At 56.4% G+C, this 19,523-nt stretch carries 7 protein-coding genes; 1 reads left to right on the forward strand and 6 read right to left on the reverse strand.

Annotated elements, in window-relative coordinates; genetic code table 11:
• Positions 1-206: 206 nt before the first annotated feature.
• Together ACZ48V_RS15030 and ACZ48V_RS15035 are read right to left on the reverse strand one after the other, a co-directional pair.
• Positions 207-6,173, reverse strand: coding sequence for a T9SS type A sorting domain-containing protein (locus ACZ48V_RS15030; RefSeq protein ID WP_464543254.1), 5,967 nt, complete (start codon positions 6,171-6,173; stop codon positions 207-209).
• Between the two features lie 55 nt (positions 6,174-6,228).
• On the reverse strand, positions 6,229-11,493 hold the full coding sequence (locus ACZ48V_RS15035) for a right-handed parallel beta-helix repeat-containing protein (protein WP_464543193.1): 5,265 nt from the start codon (positions 11,491-11,493) through the stop codon (positions 6,229-6,231).
• Between the two features lie 580 nt (positions 11,494-12,073).
• Here ACZ48V_RS15035 and ACZ48V_RS15040 point away from each other — a divergent pair.
• Positions 12,074-13,732, forward strand: coding sequence for an IS4 family transposase (locus tag ACZ48V_RS15040; protein ID WP_464543195.1), 1,659 nt, complete (start codon positions 12,074-12,076; stop codon positions 13,730-13,732).
• Positions 13,733-13,868: 136 nt separating this feature from the next.
• Here ACZ48V_RS15040 and ACZ48V_RS15045 read toward each other — a convergent pair whose 3' ends face one another.
• From ACZ48V_RS15045 to ACZ48V_RS15060, 4 genes are all read right to left on the reverse strand, one after another.
• Positions 13,869-15,257, reverse strand: a complete 1,389-nt coding sequence (locus tag ACZ48V_RS15045; protein ID WP_464543197.1) for a sigma-54-dependent transcriptional regulator — start codon at positions 15,255-15,257, stop codon at positions 13,869-13,871.
• 90 nt (positions 15,258-15,347) lie between these two features.
• Complete coding sequence (locus tag ACZ48V_RS15050; protein ID WP_464543199.1) at positions 15,348-17,918, reverse strand: sensor histidine kinase; 2,571 nt, start codon at positions 17,916-17,918, stop codon at positions 15,348-15,350.
• Positions 17,919-18,837: 919 nt separating this feature from the next.
• On the reverse strand, positions 18,838-19,119 hold the full coding sequence (locus ACZ48V_RS15055) for a hypothetical protein (RefSeq protein ID WP_464543201.1): 282 nt from the start codon (positions 19,117-19,119) through the stop codon (positions 18,838-18,840).
• Positions 19,120-19,216: 97 nt separating this feature from the next.
• Entirely contained in the window at positions 19,217-19,489 is a 273-nt protein-coding gene (locus tag ACZ48V_RS15060) for a hypothetical protein (protein ID WP_464543202.1), read from the reverse strand.
• Positions 19,490-19,523 lie beyond the last annotated feature (34 nt).

Below are 19,523 nucleotides of genomic sequence, written 5' to 3' on the forward strand. Positions count from 1 at the left end.
TACACGAAGATATGAACAAGCCATCTTCGGTAAGAGAGCATCTTCAAAGTCTGTTGGATACCCGTTTTCCTATCATCCGGGGTGCAAAAAGACGATCTGTTAACGCAAGCAGCGGCATTTTTTCTCTTGGTTCTCATCGCGCAGATCACCCTGACTCAATCTTACCGATTCTCGGATATCTTTTAGAGCGTTAATGGGGTGCCTTATTATCGCACCACGGTCACTCTTCTATTTTCGATTACATCTCCCGCACGAAGGCGCAAAAAGTATGTGCCGGATGCCCACCCAGAAACGTTTACAGATATCTCCTTTCGACCAGGACTTTCAGTACCTTCGGCAAGTGTGGCAATCCGCTGTCCTAACATATTGTAGGCAGAAAGATGAATGGGCTGCTTAACCCCTTCAGGTATGACATACTGAACTGTGATGCGCTGGCGCGCTGGGTTGGGAAATGGAGACTCGAAGATAACTTCTGTACCAGGTGTGCGACGCACAACAGTCTCCGGGGAGACTTCCACGGATCCATCGGTATCGACCTGTTCTAACCGATACACCAGCGAGTCAGCGTATGGTGGTCTTGCGTCGTGAAAGCGGTAGTCCTGCGGTTCGGGTGTGGTGCCCGCTCCTTCAATAAAAGAAAGAGTTTCCCACTGGCCATTGTGGAACCGCTGCACATTGAACCCAGCATTGTTCGTTTCAGATGCAGTTTGCCAAGTGAGTGTGATTCCGTCATTCGAACTCATGCCCTCGAATGAAGCAAGTTCTACCGGTAGGGCAACCGATTCGCCTGACAAGAAAAAAGGAAAGTTTTCGGGTGCATTTGTGAGGACCCCACCAGTGATGCTCACATCTGCTCCTGACTCAACTACCGGTTCAATACTGCCTGTGGCATCTGCGTCTAAGTCAACTACGAGAAAAAGGTTACCTCCTGCCTCAGTAAGGTTCTGTGCCAGGCCGTCAAAATTTACGCTAGACGGCACATCTTGGTCAGGGTTTAGAGCAACGGCAGCGAGTTCCTCTGCCACAGTGGCATCAAATGTCTCGTCTGTACTTTTCCATAGCTCAACGCTATTTACTCCTTGCCCGCTGCCATTCAACGCTACTCTGAGGTCTTGCAGCGCAGCACCATATGCATTGGCACTGATGCCAAGCCGACCAACGGGGTTTGCGTCAGTCCCCGGTTGGACTGATGGAGGGGTATATAGAAACCCATCTGTGAGTGACACTTCCACCGGCGTGACAGCATCAAGAATTGTGAACGGTTCGGACTCGAAAGGAATTTGTGTGATGCCATCTGGCTCAATAAGACCCGTGTTGTTGAATCTGATTTGCGCTTCTGCGTCTCCGTCGCGCCGAAATGTTGCTGTAAAAAGCGTGTCCGCTTCCGTGGTACTGATTCCACCGATATCATTTCCGATGCGCGACAAACCAACTACCAGAACGCCCGCCTCATTGTCTACCTGTGTGGTAAATGAAGTGCTTGCTCCGTCTCGTCCCAGGAGTGGGCCCTCGGCCGATTCTACGTAAGTCAGTTGATTCGGATCGAAAACCAGATCTGGAGCTACAGAAAACAAATCCTCCACATTTTCCACTGTCACTGCAAGCGTAAACAACTCGCCAGGTGAGGTCTGAAGTGATGTAGGGGAAAAAGATAACGTTGTGGCATCGTCTCCAGGCGATGTAGATGTTGTTTCCTGGATATGAAGCGTATCCGCAGCTTCGATAGAGGGAACAGATGTCCCATCAGGATAAAGAAGACCAACATTGTCTGTCACCAGATTGGTGGGATCACCACCACTGCGATCAAAGCGGACAGTGCAGAGCGTGTCTGCTTCAGCAACATTCACTCCTTGATCTTCTCCTAACTGCGTGATACCAACTACAACCGTATCCAGTCGGGTCTCATAGGTGAGGGACGTCTGCTTACGGCCGCGATCACTCAGAACCGGGCCCTCAATGACATCAACAAAGCTCAGTTGATCGGAATCAAACGGCAACTCTGCGGCAAAGGCAGAAAGGTTGTTAACATGAGCAGCCGTGATATGTGCTTCCACAACTTCCCCGGCGTTCACATGCAGAGTATCGGCAGTAAAAGCGACCGTTGGGTCTGGTGGGTTCTCGTCTCCCGAATCATCGTCCCCCTCGCCGCTCAAAACAAACTCGCCATCGCGTGACAAGTGGGGCATAGAAAGGTCATTATAGCTTGAGATAACATTCGCTGCTTCGATCTGAACAGGCACGTTTCCAGAAACAAGAGGATCATATACTACGCCTGCAACCAATCCTGAACTCACTTCTACACCGGCCTGCTGACCTGTTCGGGTGATTGCAAATTGTACCGTTCCTTCCTCTTGATCAATGTCTTCGACAAAAAGGGTCTCCGCTTCCCAGTTTTCGCTGAGTACGTCTCCCTCCACAACGCTAATAATATTGACTTTGTCGCTCGGTAGGGAAATTTCTGCTTCAAAACCTTTCAATCGGTAGGCATCCGTCAAGCTGATCCAGGATGTGTCTCGTTCTACGGCTGTATCCACGGTATCGCGTGAGATAATAGAGACGGCCGCATTTTGCTCTACAATCGTTGCTTGCTCCGAAGATGACGCAGCACGAACGGCCATGGGTTCTCCGTATGAGTCGGCGAGACCTACGTTATCAAGGGAAAACGACGCATCACCCGGAGACACACCTATGAAGGCCATAGAGAGCAGGTTGGCCCCACGCGTAGACGTAGCTCCAGCGGTCTGTCCGAGCCGAGTAATCCCCGCGACTACACGTCCGTCCTGATCCGCTGTCTGTACAGAGGTGTCGAAAGAACCAAAGTCACTTAGGAAAGGCGTCTCTGCACTTCTATGATAGTCTACGACCGAGTCGTCGTACAGAACGTCAATCGAGGCTCCATGGAGACCTGCTACGTTGGTCGTTTGAATGTCGATAAACGTGCTCTTCGCAAGCACAACTTCTTCTTGTTGTATTTCAGTAGAGACATCCACATATGCTTTGGCCGTCAGGTTTTCTGCTTCCCCTGGACGGTAAGGGGGACGTTCAGCCTGTACACGAAGCCGGTAGTTGCCCCCGAAGTTTGCATAAAATGTGCCTTCGTAGAAAGACGTCTCTGGATTAAACTCCAAGTTGATCTCTTTCTCTCTCCCCCCTGGAAACAGCACGGTACCTGTCACCGAGGCATCGTCTATTTCTATGTCATTGCTTCCAACAAAGGCTCTTGCACGCACTTCATCACCGACTTCCACTGGCGATTCCAAAGAGCGCACTTCTACATCGATCTCCGGAGGAGTAATCAGGGTAATAGTTTCCTCATACTGGTTATCCGCTGGGCTCTCATCGCTACTTTCAGGAAGTGCAAGAGAAATCGTGTAATCAGCATCAACTTCGAGACCTGTCGTTGGCCACTCGAAAGAAAAAGAGACTGTCCCTGGTCCAGGAGGCGAAGAGAAAAAGCGAGTAGAGTCAACAGTTACGTATACCTCTTCAGAGAAAATAGCATTTTCCCCTTTTCGGACAACAAAGCTAAGCGGAAACCGCTCCAGGTAGTCCCCCTTATTCTGGACCTCTCCGGTCACGCGCACAGTCGCGCCAGGAATGAAGTCAGGAATCGCTTCATTGGACTCGGGAATAATACTCTCCACATCCACGTTTGCTATTTCGAGGTCGTGAAGGGGACGAGAACGAATTGCAACCTCTTTATAAAAGCTATACTCTGGATCGCTCCATTCCATCCATCCAGAGTAATCACGTAATACTGCGGTGCGCTCGACTTCCAAGCCCAAGGTGGCGGTCCGGTCGTCTACGAAGTCGTTCCCCGCGTTCCCGATCCATGTGTTCAGTGTGTCCCGATCCGCCCCAAAAGGAAAAGTAATGTTGGAAGGCGTAGGCGATTGCCCATCTCGGTATTGGACTGTAAAGGATGTGCGGGCGCCTCTTCGGGCCTGAAGACGCTGGGGAGCCACAGAGGTAGATGTCGTGGAGCGACCGGCATCAAACGTTACTGTGGAGTCGCTCTGTGCAAACGAACGTGGCAGGAGAAGAAAATCCTCCGTACCGCTGACCCAGTGTGCTTGCTCTTCTCCATCGAGGGGGAGTTCTCCTGTTTGCTCTCCTCCAACTCGGAGCGTTACAGTAGAATCGGTAAAGTCTTCGAGGGTCACCGTCTGGTTATCTACTTCAATTGAGTTTCCCAGCCCGCTAATCGAATGGGATTGTGTCCGGTAAACCGGCGACGAAAAAGAGGTGGGGTCTACGTAGATGTCTGTTGATGTCGTATTATCTGATGGGTTTTCGTCCAGCTCTTCTGTGTTTTCAATGGAAGCTTTCAACTGATAGCTCCCCCTCGGAATATTGGAGGGAAGCGACAAGGTGGATGAAATAAGCTGCGAGGAGCTTCCAAATACAACCGCCTCCTGTGTTTCGCGAAGTGATTCGGTACCGTTGTCACGAACCAAGGTGTATGTGACAACCACCTGTTCATCCTGCGTGGAATTGTTCAGCACTCCCAGGTCCACTTCAACCACATCACCTCCCTCGACCAAAGAGTCTGCAACGGCCAGCGTGCTCAATGACAGGTCTCGCCCCCACTCAGGACGAGGACTCACGATTAAAGACTGCGTCTTACTCCGAGCTGTGTTGCCTGCACGAGCGGTAACCCGAAGCGTGTATACGCCTTCCTTTCCCGGAACGAAGTACTGCGTGCTGAAATTCCCAGTATCGTTGGTTATAATGCTTGATGCAGTCCACTCAATATCGGGAATAGACAGGGTGACATTTGCATTTGGCACCGGGTCGCCCTCAATCGTCTCCACGCGCCCCTCAATGGTACCTTGATCATACGCAATGGCCTCCTGTGTAGACGCATCCAGGCCCGTGATCCGGTATTCCGACCTAATTTGCCCTTCAACTTCTTCGGAGGGTGCGCTGTACTTCCCTGAGTTGGCGCTTACTGCAATAGCTTTGTAGTAGTACTGCTGACCAGCAATGAGCGAGTCGGCATCGGTATAAGTAGACTCAGTTGTTGAGGTTAGTCGGCTGCTTTCCGTCGGTGTAAATCCACTTTCCGTTGAGCGATGAATGACATAATCGCTTGCATCACCACTAATAGACAAGGTAATGGTGTTCTCACCTTCCGCAACCGAAAGCGAGGGTGTGCTGGGAGGAAACGTTGCCCCCTCTGGAGTTAGCCGCACTGTTCCCGTGGAGTCTCCGCGGCTTCCGCTGAAGGTGCCAAAGAAACTAAGATCTCGGAATGTCACATCCGCAGAAAGAGATTCTTCACGGGTGAGATCCTGAAGGTACCTGTAACTGCTATAAGGAAGCTTTCTGAGAGAAATCTGGCCTCCCCCCCTTAATTCGCTCAGGTTGACACTGGTTGTGTAAATGGGCGTCGTTCCTAACTTTAGTGTGACCTCTGCTCGGACAGGTCCTCCTGCATAAAGAGGAGCGTAGCCGAAGAGGGCAAAGGGATTCCCCTCCCATTCAGCAACATTGGCTATCGTTTCGGGCCCAACACGCCCGTTAGTAATTTGAAACCACCCGTCTGTAACGTCTGCCCCAAGCACGTCTTCATAGATTCCTGCTGTGAGACCAATGCAAACCTCGCCCTGTCTTTCGTGCGTACCGCACCCCTCTAAGCGCTCACTTTGGACCGTTGCGGGATCGTTTACATAGAAGTCAAAAGACCGATTGAAGCGCTCAAACAACTCGCGCTGATATGCAACAATAGGGCGCAGGAGGCTGGTCTGCGGCCCTTGAACAAGGTTACCCAGCACCGTGCAACCACTGATCTCAAAGTACTGAGCCTTATTTAATGGATTCCCATCGATATCTGTTAATGGATCTCCATTGGGTTTCGTGAACCCGAGTTCCAGCCCCCCATCGCGGTATGCTGCTGAACCAACGACTGCCTGTACATTTTCTCCTGTATCCAGAACAATGCTCACAAATGAGTCCACTATCGGGACTCTCGGACCCGGGACCAGATCAGCTGCACAGCCGATTGCCTGAAGGGCTTGCTCAGCATACACCTCTGCTGTAGAGTCCCCTCCTTCCTGAGCAACTGCTTCTGTGGAAATCAGTGTGCACCAAGTGAGACAGATCGCAAGAAAGATGAACGATGAAGACCGGAAGCGAATGGGTTCTATCATGGCTTTATAAGGCGCAAACATACACATGCTGAAGCAGGCGACGGAGGCGTGGAAGTTAGGTATCTCACAAAGTGATCTATCTCACGATGTGTACCTTCACTGTCTGAATGCGGTCTTCAGCTCGCATTCGGCACAAGTACACTCCACTCGATAGCCTGTGACCTTCCAACAGTACCTCGTGTTGGCCAGCCTCATAACTTCGGTCAGTGAGCGTCTGTACTCGCCGTCCCATCAGGTCATAAAGCGCGATTGTGACCCGCTGTGAGGCTTCTGTCGTGAATGTTATCTGTGATGAGGTGGACACTGGGTTCGGAGATACGCCCTCCAGTCGTGTGCTCGCTGGTACGACCGGGTCAGAGGGGGAAGAGGCACCATCGACTTCAGTGTCATACTGCGTGATTCCGTTCGGAGCGATAAGCCCCACGTTCGATAAGGCAAGTGCCGGGGCGGCTTGTAGATCACGGGTAGCGACGAACTGAAGCGTGGCGAGCGTACCACTTCCCGCAGGACTACTGTCTCGCCCGGACTTCATGCGCGTCAGTCCGAGGGTTCCTGCCCCATCAGATGCCGTTAACAGCGACACAATTGAATCCGTGCCTCCTGCGCTTACGAACCCTCCGTCGTGGCCGGCTACAAACCGAATACGTTCGCTATCGTAGCGAAAAGCACTGTTTGCCGCAAACAGTGAGGGCGTGCCCTCAACCTGTACCGCGTAGCTGAGCGTATCGCCTGGGGCAAAGGGACCCACGGGCCCTTCTACGCGAATAGTTGATGGGTCACGTGCGAGCACACTGTCAGGCTCTGAGCTAAACGAGGGCGCTAACGTGCTGGGATGAACAGGTGCCAACGCGATGACCCGGCCTGGTTCAGGTTCTGCTATGCGCTGGAGAAGCGTTGCGCCCAACTCCCCAAACCGCGTTCCTAAGATGGCAAGATCGAAGCCGTCGATGCGCGTATCCTCATCATACAGGTTGGCATCAGGGTTATAGCCTTCATCACCGTCCCGCAGCCCGAAAGCAGTGGCCAGGATGGATAAATCAAAACCATCGGTCTTGCCGTCTCTGTTAATGTCTGCAAGACCGTACGTGCCGTTCTCAGACGACGCGAATGGATCGAAGTCGATGCGGGCTACGGATTCGTTGTCACCGCGATCAAATACTCCTTGAGCAATTGTGGTGGAGTCGCTTGCTGACCACCAGTTGCCGGTGAAGTCAAACGTGGTGCTTCCCGGGTCTCTGCCCTGTTCAACCCGGACGTTCCAGTCCAGATTGCCCAGAATATCGTTCCCCGATGCGCTAACTGATGGATAGGGGTCGTTGTCGTCGCGCGGGTCGATCCGAATACCAATGTTGTTGTTCACCAACACCGTGCCAGTAATATCAGCAGTCGTTGGGTTGCTCTGGGAGCCATCGGAGTAGGCGTTTATACCTCGGTTACAGGAAGCGATCGTCGACTGCCGCACGTACACGTTGCTGCGATTGCCTACAGCCACACACGTCCCTGTTCGGGCATTTATGCCCTGCTGTGCAATAGTGCTCTGATCTGTCAAGTATACCTCTGACTGATCCCCATCTACACGTAATCCGTTATTTGCAAAGCCAATGATCTTGGAGTTGGCAATGTCTACCCGGCTGTTCTCAACACGGATACCGGTATCGGAGGCGCGGATGTCAAGGCCCTCAAATACTGGGAACCGGTCAAACCGATCTTGGGGTACGTCCAGGACACGAATACCGGTGCCGACTCCCTTAATGGTGGCATAGGAAATCTGAGAGCTCTGCGATCCATCACGAAGGAGAATGCCTCCCCAGGATCCTCCTTCTTGTTCAGGGAGAAATTGAATCCGCTGGTCATCAGTGCCAGATATGAGGAGACTCCCGTTAGCATCTATCGTACCTTTGACAAATGAGATATCCGTGCCTGGCTGTATGGTAAGCACCCCAGTGCCCAGAACGCTGATGTTACCGACGACCACATGATCTGAGGAGGCATTCCAGACCGGAGAGTCTGCTACAATGCCTGCATGTATTTCCCGTCCGTCGGCATCGGTGGTGGTGGGGCTGCCGCCCTCGCTGTCGAGGTACGGGATGAACTTCGCAAACGCCGAGCCCCCGTCGTCGCTCTGGTCCCGGATGCGCTCGGCAATGGCTACCCCATCGCGGGTGCCCCACCAGTTGCCCGTCAGGTTCAACTCGGTGGACCCTGCGTTTCTCCCGTCGTAAATTGCCGCATCATAGTCAACGTTACCTGCAATGACGTTGCCGGTCACTTCAAACTGATCTGGATACTGCCTGCCGCGTGAGTCTCGGTTATTAGGCCGGACGCGCACCCCAATAGCATTAGCCGTGATCTGATTTCCTGATGCTATAACACGTTGTGGATACTCGTCATTGCCGAAGCGCTGCTGATAGACATCTATCCCAACCCCATTGCTGCGCAGCGTCGACCCGGTCAGGTTCAGTAGTGCGCCGTTACGTATCCGCACGCCGCTGCCGCTGCGAATGCGGCTTCCGGTCTGCTCGATGGTGACGTTGTCGGCGGTCACCGACGCCGAGGTGCCTGTCACGTACATGCCGTAGTCCTCAAAATCTCGGATCTGCATGCCGCTGATCGTTGCCGTAGCCCCGCTGATGTTGAGGGCCGTTGACCCGATATCCTGGAGCGTCGCTCCCGTCATGGTCAAGTCACTGTTATCCTCGGCCTTGACGCCCTCTCCACTGGACTGCGAAATCGACCAATCCTGTGCGTCGACCGAACTGCCCTGGAGGAGCACGCCCCGGTTGCTGACGTCCATGACATCCAGTGCGCTGATCTGCCTCGTGCTGCTCCAGTTTTGGAGTACGAGTCCTGTTCGGGCATGTCGTATCTGCCAGTGGGCCAGGTCCGCGGCAGCGCCTGCCTTCAAAGTAACCCCTGCCCAGTCACCTGCACGGGGCGTGCTCTGGTCCGAGACAAACGTTACTGGACTGCCCGCGGTCGCATTTGAAACGACCTCTCCATAAGCGATCAGCCCATTGCCCCGTGAGCGCACCTCAGTCCCGGCAGCAAGCGTAAGCCGGCCGTTCATAATCGTCTTGCCGACCAAAACAACCGGGGTTGCTGGTGACCAAGTCTCGTCATCAAAGACATACCCCGCGCGCATCTCCCGTCCGTCGGCATCGGTGGTGGTGGGGCTGCCGCCCTCGCTGTCGAGGTACGGGATGAACTTCGCAAACGCCGAGCCCCCGTCGTCGCTCTGGTCCCGGATGCGCTCGGCAATGGCTACCCCATCGCGGGTGCCCCACCAGTTGCCCGTCAGGTTCAACTCGGTGGACCCTGCGTTTCTCCCGTCGTAAATTGCCGCATCATAGTCAACGTTACCTGCAATGACGTTGCCGGTCACTTCAAACTGATCTGGATACTGCCTGCCGCGTGAGTCTCGGTTATTAGGCCGGACGCGCACCCCAATAGCATTAGCCGTGATCTGATTTCCTGATGCTATAACACGTTGTGGATACTCGTCATTGCCGAAGCGCTGCTGATAGACATCTATCCCAACCCCATTGCTGCGCAGCGTCGACCCGGTCAGGTTCAGTAGTGCGCCGTTACGTATCCGCACGCCGCTGCCGCTGCGAATGCGGCTTCCGGTCTGCTCGATCGTGACGTTGTCGGCGGTCACCGACGCCGAGGTGCCTGTCACGTACATGCCGTAGTCCTCAAAATCTCGGATCTGCATGCCGCTGATCGTTGCCGTAGCCCCGCTGATGTTGAGGGCCGTTGACCCGATATCCTGGAGCGTCGCTCCCGTCATGGTCAAGTCACTGTTATCCTCGGCCTTGACGCCCTCTCCACTGGACTGCGAAATCGACCAATCCTGTGCGTCGACCGAACTGCCCTGGAGGAGCACGCCCCGGTTGCTGACGTCCATGACATCCAGTGCGCTGATCTGCCTCGTGCTGCTCCAGTTTTGGAGTACGAGTCCTGTTCGGGCATGTCGTATCTGCCAGTGGGCCAGGTCCGCGGCAGCGCCTGCCTTCAAAGTAACCCCTGCCCAGTCACCTGCACGGGGCGTGCTCTGGTCCGAGACAAACGTTACTGGACTGCCCGCGGTCGCATTTGAAACGACCTCTCCATAAGCGATCAGCCCATTGCCCCGTGAGCGCACCTCAGTCCCGGCAGCAAGCGTAAGCCGGCCGTTCATAATCGTCTTGCCGACCAAAACAACCGGGGTTGCTGGTGACCAAGTCTCGTCATCAAAGACATACCCCGCGCGCATCTCCCGTCCGTCGGCATCGGTGGTGGTGGGGCTGCCGCCCTCGCTGTCGAGGTACGGGATGAACTTCGCAAACGCCGAGCCCCCGTCGTCGCTCTGGTCCCGGATGCGCTCGGCAATGGCTACCCCATCGCGGGTGCCCCACCAGTTGCCCGTCAGGTTCAACTCGGTGGACCCTGCGTTTCTCCCGTCGTAAATTGCCGCATCATAGTCAACGTTACCTGCAATGACGTTGCCGGTCACTTCAAACTGATCTGGATACTGCCTGCCGCGTGAGTCTCGGTTATTAGGCCGGACGCGCACCCCAATAGCATTAGCCGTGATCTGATTTCCTGATGCTATAACACGTTGTGGATACTCGTCATTGCCGAAGCGCTGCTGATAGACATCTATCCCAACCCCATTGCTGCGCAGCGTCGACCCGGTCAGGTTCAGTAGTGCGCCGTTACGTATCCGCACGCCGCTGCCGCTGCGAATGCGGCTTCCGGTCTGCTCGATGGTGACGTTGTCGGCGGTCACCGACGCCGAGGTGCCTGTCACGTACATGCCGTAGTCCTCAAAATCTCGGATCGTTGCGCTTCCGCCAGTGCTGTTTAATTCCAACGGCGCGTTTGAGACATTGATACCTGTCTCTGAAACATCTTTAATGGTAATGTTGCTCACCTGCAGCGTCATGGAACTGCTACTGGCTGCGTACAGCCCGGTACTTGCGTACTGAACGACAACATGATTTAGCACAGAAGCTGGAAAGGCATCCTCGTGAAACCGAATCTGTCCCCAGTCTCCTGCAGACGGGTCGTCTGCCCCTGAAGTGAACGTTATCGGCGAAGAGGCGGTGCCTTCCGCCTCCATATTTCCTTTTACTGTCAGCGAGAATGAGCCAGCGAAAGTCAACATTGCTCCCGGCTCGATGGTGAGCGTTACGCTGGGCTCTACGGTCACGTTACCCGTGACTGTTGTTTCGCCGGGTCCAACGGTAGTATCCGTTGTGATGGAGCCCGACAGGTCATTGGCGTACAACGTAAAGGGAGCCAGGGTAAGGAAAAGGAGGAGCACCAAAAATCGCAGTGACCTACGGTGGGCAATCATGGAAGAAGGGGGTTTATTGCAAATGCGCAGATGAGAACGTGAAGTGCTCCGGCCTTCCACTGCTCTTCAGCCAACAGACATCTTCTGTAGAGATGCCGACGAAGGAAAGCCCACTCAAATCATAACAGCGCTACAGCCCTTGTAGGCTGGTTTTTCTGCTACGTGAGGGATCTGTCTACACGCTCTGCCTGAGTACACATCAACCTCTATTCCACTTCATCATATCTAAATAAAAAAAGCTCCATCGGGGGCGTGTTGCCTGCGCCGATGGAGCTGGTCGGGCTCATCCGTCTTTTCTGTTGCGTATCTGCAACGCGTTTTGAGGCCCGTGTTGCGTTTTGGCAACGTTGTTTGAAACGGGTTTTGTCATTCTGAGGAGCGCAGCGAGGGCCGGAGGTCATGCCTGTTGTACGAAGGGGCCGACAGGTCATCCGTTGCGGTAATCTCTTTGAGCCGAGCGGAAACAAGGGCGGATCGCTGTCTGTCTGCGGTCTAATTCCGCCGATTCCGGGGAGATCCCTCGACTGCGCTCTGTCTCTATATCACATTTATTCGTTCGCGGTGCAACTCACCGAATGACGTGGCGTTAAGCGCCGACCGTTGGTCTCTTCAGCAGCCCAACTTTCGGAATACAATCATTCAAGATGAAATCATTCAAGGTGCAATCATGTTCATAGCCGATCAAAAGCAGTGGGCGGAAGCCCTCTTTGGGGCCTGCCAGCTCGGAGACAAGCGGCGCACCAAGCGCTTGGTGAGCTATGCGGCCGACCAAGCACGCTTTCCCGATGCTTCCACTCCCGTAGCGACTGACGGCGACCCGGCGCGTTTGCTGGGCGCCTATCGTCTTTTGAACAACCCTGCTGTCGACCCCGCGGCCATCGCAGAGGCCGGGTTCGAGAGCACTCTCCGCACTGCCGCGCAGGCCACCGCACAGGCCACCGCACAGGCCACTGCGCAGGCCGGCGGGACGCTTTTAGCGATTGAAGACACCACGTCGCTGGCGTTTGAGCACGCGGCACGCTTGGCGTTGGGGGACCTCGGCGGCCACTTCGGGACGTACACCGCGCGCGGCTTTCAGGTGCATTCGGTGCTTTTAGCGGAGGCCGGCGGGGCCGAACGGCTCTACGGGCTCGTCGAGCAGTATCGCTGGATGCGCCCGAAGTCGGAGCGCGGCAAGAAAAACCGACGGCGCCAGCGCCCCTACCAGCAGAAGGAAAGTTACAAGTGGGAGCGCGCGGGGCGGCGGCTGCGCCCGCGCTTAGCCACCTGCGGCCTTGACATAAATCGCGTGGTGTCTGTTTGCGACCGTGAGGCCGACATCTACGAGTACCTTCAGGAGAAGACCTATCGTTTGGAGCGCTTCGTGGTGCGCGCCGCGCAAACGAACCGCTTGCTGCACACTGCTACTCCGGCTGACGCTGCGGTTGAGGCTTCGGTTGAGGCTTCGGTTGACGCTGCTGCCCCGGCCACAAAGCTCAAAGCGCACATGCAGACCCGGCCGGTGGAGGGCTATCTCGAAGTCGATGTACCGCAGCGCGGCGGGCGCAAGGCGCGCAACGCGGTCCGGCTGGCGGTGCGCACCGCCACGGTTGTTTTGCACCCGACCTCGCGTCGAGGCAACCCCGGACAGAAACGCGCGCTCGCTCCGCTGCCGGTCCACGTAGTGTGGGCGAGCGAACCTCCAAGTCCCGGCCCGAGCGAACCTTCGAGTTCCCCCGGCCCAAGTCCCGACCCGAGCGAGCGCCTCGACTGGATGCTTCTGACGAGCGAACCGGTCGGCTCCTTCGAGCAGGCCGTGCGAGTGGTCGGCTACTACCGTCAGCGGTGGAAAGTCGAAGAGTACCACAAGGTCTGGAAAAGCGGATGCAAGGTCGAAGAGCGGCGTTTGCAGTCTCCAGAGGGCTTGGAGCGCCTGTCGGTTATTCTCGCGTTCGTGGCCGTGCGGCTGTTGCAGTTGCAGCAGGTGACGCGCTCCGAGCCGCAGGCGCCCTGCACGCGCGTCTTAACCGAACCGGCATGGAAGTGTCTGTGGACGAGCACCGAAAAGCACGCGCCGATTCCTTCAGAGGCGCCCACGGTGGCGTGGGCCTACCGGGCCCTGGCGCGTCTGGGCGGCTTCTACGATAGCAAGCGCACTGGTCGGGCTGGATGGCAAACGCTATGGCGCGGATGGCAACGCCTGAGCGAACGCCTGGAAGGTTGGTATCAGGCCTGCAATGCCTTGAATCTGGAGATGTGATATAGAGACAGCGACTGCGCTCGGGATGACGTGCCGGGGGCGTGGGAATGCCAGTTCTGTGAAGGCTCGCTCAGGTTTTGTCGTGTACTGTGGGTGCATCTTGTTGATGGCTTCGGCAGCGTGGCTTGGGGAGTCGCTATTCACCGGGAGCCTCGATCTGGTAGCGCTTCATCTTCTTCCAGAGGTGGCTGCGGCTGATCCCGAGGGCATCGGCGGTATCCTGGATTCCGCCGTCATGAGCGACCAGGGTGCGGTGGATAAAGCTGCGCTCAAACTCTTCGCGGGCTGATCGCAGGTCGTTATTCTCGGCTGTTGACTCTGCGGTGGGCGGGGTCTCCTGCAAGGCGCGGCCTACTTCGGCCACCTGGATGGTCGCGCTGTCGCTTAGGGCCACGAGGCGTTCGACCACGTTGCGCAGTTGCCGCACATTGCCGGGCCATTCGCGTCCCATGAGCTTGGCCAGGGCCCCCGAGTCGATGGTGCGGGAGGCCACGCTGTTGGCTTCGCTGAACTGCTCCAGGAAGTGGTCGATGAGCTTGGGGATGTCTTCGCGCCGGGCGCGCAGTGGCGGCACCTCAATGGCGATGATGTTCAGCCGGTAGTAGAGGTCCTCCCGAAACGTCCCATCATCAATCTCTTCCTTCAGGTTCTTGTTGGTGGCCGCGATGACGCGCGCATCGACCGAAATGGGTTTTTCGCCCCCCACGCGCTGGATCGTGCCCTCTTGCAGCGCACGGAGCGCCTTCGCCTGCGTCATGGTGCCCATGTCGCCGACCTCGTCCAAAAACAGCGTGCCGCCGTCGGCCTGCTCGAACTTGCCCTTGCGCCGTTTCTTGGCGCCGGTGAACGCGCCTTTCTCGTGCCCGAAAAGCTCGCTCTCGATCAGTGACTCGGGGATCGCGGCGCAGTTGACGGTCACGAACGGTTCGCTGGCGCGCGCGCTGTTGTGGTGAATCGCACGGGCGACAAGCTCCTTTCCGGTGCCGTTTTCGCCGGTTACGAGCACCTTGCTCGACGTGGCGGCGGCCTTGTCGATCAGGTCGTATACGCGCTGCATCGGCTCGCTCGACCCGACCATCTGGTATCGCGCTCGCACCTCGCGCAAAAGCCGGCTGCGGTCGTGCTCCAACTGCGACTTCTCCAGCGCATTGCGCACGGTGATGAGGGTGCGCTGTGCATCGACCGGCTTTTCGAGGAAGTCGTAGGCGCCGAGCTTGGTGGCTTCCACGGCAGTTTGAATCGTGCCTTTTCCGCTGACGATCACTACGGGCAGGCCAGGATGGGTGTGGGCCACCTGCTTCAGCACGCTCATCCCGCCAACGCGCGGCAGCTGTAGGTCGAGAAGCATCAGGTTGATGTCGCGTTCCTTGATGAGATGCAAGGCCGTTTTTCCATCGCTTGCTTCGATGATGTCGTGTCCGGCATGATCAAGAATGTCGGAGAGCCCTTCGCGAATGTGCGGGTCGTCATCGACGACCAGAATGGTACCGCACCGCGTGTGATCGTCTCCTGATTGGTTTCCCACCGGTTGAGTTTCGTCTAAATGCGTGCGTTGTGTTGACTGTGCCATGAGGCTCTACGATGTGTCAGCAAATATCTCATAGGTGTATTCCTCTTAGTCCGTAGCAGAGGCCACATGCTGCTCTGAATCGGTCTCTGGGGGGGCATCTGCCGCTGTGGGGAGGTAGATGCAGAATACCGATCCGGTGTCAACCTCGCTCTGGATCTCGATCTCGCCATCGTGGTCGCGTATGATCTTGTTAACGATGGCCAGCCCGAGCCCCGTGCCGGTTTCCGAGGTGGTAAATCCGGGCTCGAAGACCTGTTCGCGTTCGGCGCTGGTCATCCCAGTGCCGGTGTCCATCACTTCCAGAATCACATAATCCGTGGGCTTGGTGTCTGCAGAAATCCGCAAGTTGCGTTCCATAAATGTGGCGAGGGTGATTTTGCCGCCATCGGGCATCGCTTCAACAGCATTCGCCACGAGATTGTCGAGGACCGATTGCATCTGTTCGGTATCGACCTGAACCGGGGACAGGTCGCCCGCGAACTTGCAGTCCAGTGTAATATCAGGAGGCAGTCCCCGCCGTAGGTTCTCTACCTGTGCATCCAAAAACGCATTCAGGTTGGTTTTGGAAAACGCGGGATCTTCGACATCCATAAACTTCATGACGTTCTTGGTCATGCGCCGCAGGTACTCGATCCGCTCTTCGATGCGCGTTGTGTAGGGGTCGAGATCCTCGGCCAGATCTGGAGCCCGGTCGCGGTACTCCATCTGCAGGCGCTGCAGCGTGAGTAAGATGCTGGTGAGTGGGTTCTTGAGATCGTGGGCAATGCGCCGCGTCATGAGTCCCCAGGCGCGGTTGTCTCGAAACTGGTCTTGTTCGGGCTCCAGCGTCAGCACCCAGAATCCCTCGTCGCCATAGCGCCCCGGCATGGGTTCGGCGTGGATCTGCATAGCCTGCATGGGCCCGTTTGTTGGCGTGTGATCGGGCCGCTCATCACTTGTACCCGCACTCGCGTCCGCCTGGCCGTTTGTGTTGATTGGGACTGTCTGATTGAGAGGCCGCCGGGGAGCCGTCTGTAGCGACGCAACGAATTCAATAAATGCGGCCTGGCGCTCTTGGAGCGTTGGATTAGAGAGGGCGATGGGCGTCTGGCTATTCAGGGAGAGCCATGCGCGGGCCGCATACCCAACAGGCTCGATGCGTTGATCCGGGTACACCACCACAAGGGCTTCTTGCTCGGTAACGAGGGGAGTGGCCTCTGGGATAGTTTCGAGCAGGGCATTGCGCCGTCGCAGCCGCCACAGCATGCCGCCCGTTCCGGCAATGAGGAGCGCTCCTATGCCTCCCAGCACCCACAGACCGTATCGGTAGACCATCCAGAAGGGGTTGGAAGTGATCGAAAGAATGGCGTACCGCCCCCCTTTCTCGGCCAGCAGATAGGGTGACGACGCATCGCGCTGCATGATGTCGCGCGGGCGCATGCCCGGAAGAACGGCCTGGGTGGTTAGATTGCGACCAAGCAACCGGCTGCCCATTGGCGTTATCAAGAACACGTTGTCCCGCCCGGCCTCAATAAGTCCGGGTAGAACAATGAGACCGACGTCACCCAACTGTTCGGCTTCTGTTAAAACAGTCCGTTCCTCGATTACAGTCAGGTCGCCATTGAGCACGACCAGTACGCCTTGGCCATCGATTGCAATAATTTCGTCGCGTCCGTTGCCGTAGAGGTCACCCACGGCAAAGCCCTCCAGTTCGGTCGGATGGGTATACGACGCCTCTGTGTTGCCCGACGCCGGATCAAGTCGCAAAATACGGTCGGGGCTGGGGCGGGCTTTATCGCTCCTTCGGTGCACGATAAAACTGGATGCGCCCGTGCCGTCAAAGTCACCGATATGCAATTTCGTAATGCTCCAAAGCCCTCCCATGCGGCGGTACCAGTCCAGCACCGGGTTGCCGTTTCGTTCTCCACCGAGCCCAATGCCTGCTACGTACGAGTTGCGGTCGTTCATGAGACCGACGGATGCCTGGTTGTTTGTAGCGGTGGATCCGAAGATCAGGCGAGCGCTGCCGTTCTCATGGTCATAAAAAACAGGCGTTCTAATCGACGCCCCGGTGCGGTATTCGCCGATGGGTTCGCCTTCAGGAAACGACCGCACGAAAACGCCGCGTGGCGTCCGTGCGAGCAGGGTCTTAGCCACTACGATTATTTCTTCGTCCCCATCAGCGGTTACATCATCGAACACAATGTCCATGACTTCCGCTCTCCACGGTATCGTACCATCAGGTTCAACGCGTGGCTCGCCGCTCATCACGAAGATCTGCTCGCGCTTTTGCGCCTGCGCATCGACGACCGCAATATAAAGCGAATCGTTGCGCATAACAGGAGCAAGTATTTCCAGGCGACCGTCTCCGTTTGTGTCTTCAAAGTAGAGGTTCTCTCCGATTTGACCGGCGAAGTTCACCTGGTCAATCGTGCGTCGCTCATGCGTGTGGAGCCTGACGCCGTTGCCCTCTGCACCAGATAGAAGCATCACGCGTTCGTCTCGGCCGTCTCCTGTTAGGTCAACCGGATAAAACGGCTTGCTTCCGTCAACAAGTGTTGCCGTGTACGGAAAGGCCTCTGGACTTGAAAAGTCGTCGGTGGGGCTGCAGGCTGCAAGCAGTAGGGCAAGAGCCATCCACAGGACAAAGTAGAGATAACGCATGTATGGATTGGGGGACGTTAGCCTGATAGACGTGTGCTCCGAATGGAGGATAAAGATGTACGTACCCAATAAAATACGTGCACAATAAAACGCACGTGCACAATAAGATTAAGACGGGGCGTCGACGGAGCGTCGAAGAGACGCAGGCAGGTAGCGAAAGGCGAGCAGCACGTAGCGGGCTATCAAAAGAAGGGGCCCGCTCTGCTATGTCCTACTGGTCTATGTCCTACTGGTCCAAAAATACGGGCACACATCCTACGTCTCTCACCGAAACTGATCCGGCACTGGACACTAATGGCATAGTCGTTGGAGTTCACTCCGAGGAGCCCACACTGTAGAGTTTACACTGTAGAGTTTACACTGTGGAGCCCACACTGGCGCTGCCATCTAAGCTTGCAGTCAGATCATTCGGCTGCTTCGCTTTTGCTACTTGCTTCGCTTTTGCTACTATTTGCTCAAGCTCCAGCGTATGGCTTTGACTCAAACGCAGGGAGAGAGGGGATTCTTCTCTGTCCGAACATGACGTCGGAATACATGACGTCGGAATACGTCGGTACGAGGACTCCTACACATATCGTTTCCGGTACATTCAAAAAGATACCCCTCTCGTAAGGAAAAGTCAACATACTGGCCGCCGCGCAATTGGGCTACAGCCGCTTCATCGCCTCTCTCGTCTCGCTAACGGCTTCCTTCGCATCTGAGAAGAGTATGCTGAGGTTATCAAACAGCATGTGGGTGTTATCCTGATAGAACAGACTGTTGGGCACGCCCGAGAAGCCCAGACTCGGGCTGCGGACTCAGGACTCGGACTCGTGCGTTTGAGGACGACCACGGTCTCAGCCACTGTTTCAGCTTCGTCCACGTTCAAGACGCCACCATCAGGAAGTCACCATCAGGAAGTCACCACCGCCCGCACCCGCTCCACGTCTTCACTCGTCCAGGCGATGCACCGCAGGGCCGGGTCGGTGGGGCGTTCGTGCGACTCGTAGTTACTTTCGCTCATGCCGGTGTCGACCAAAGGCGGCACCTGGCTGGCGGCACTTACGACCGCTTCCGGCGCCACGCCCAAGGCATCCGCCCAGGCCTGAACGTAGGCACTGGCAATGCCGCCATACTCGGTGATGTCACCATGGGCGACGTGGGCATTGTGGGCCGTTGCTCGTTTGCCTTGCATCGGAAACGTAGGATCTCATTAGGGAAAAACACGCGTCAGGGAAAACCGGGGCCAGGACCCGATCAGTTCTCCAAGTTGAACAGTTCAGTCGACCCGTTCAGTCGACCAGGGCCTGCACCCGTTTCACATCTGCGCGGCGCCACGCGATGCATCGCAAGGCCGGGTCCGTCGGGCGCTCGTGCGACTCGCGGGCCTTATTCGTCCCCGTATCCATCAATGGCGTCACGGCGTGGGCCGCCTCCACAATCGCGTCTGCGCTGGTACCGAGCGCCTCGGCCCAGGCCGTGACACGGCCGGCGGTAATACCGCTCCACTCGGTGAGGTCGCCGGTGGCGGCGTCGGGATGCGGCGTGCTTTTGCCGTGCTGCATGCGCGCTTGGGTTGTTGCCGGAAGAGAACATACG

The sequence above is a fragment of the Longimonas haloalkaliphila genome (assembly GCF_055379825.1).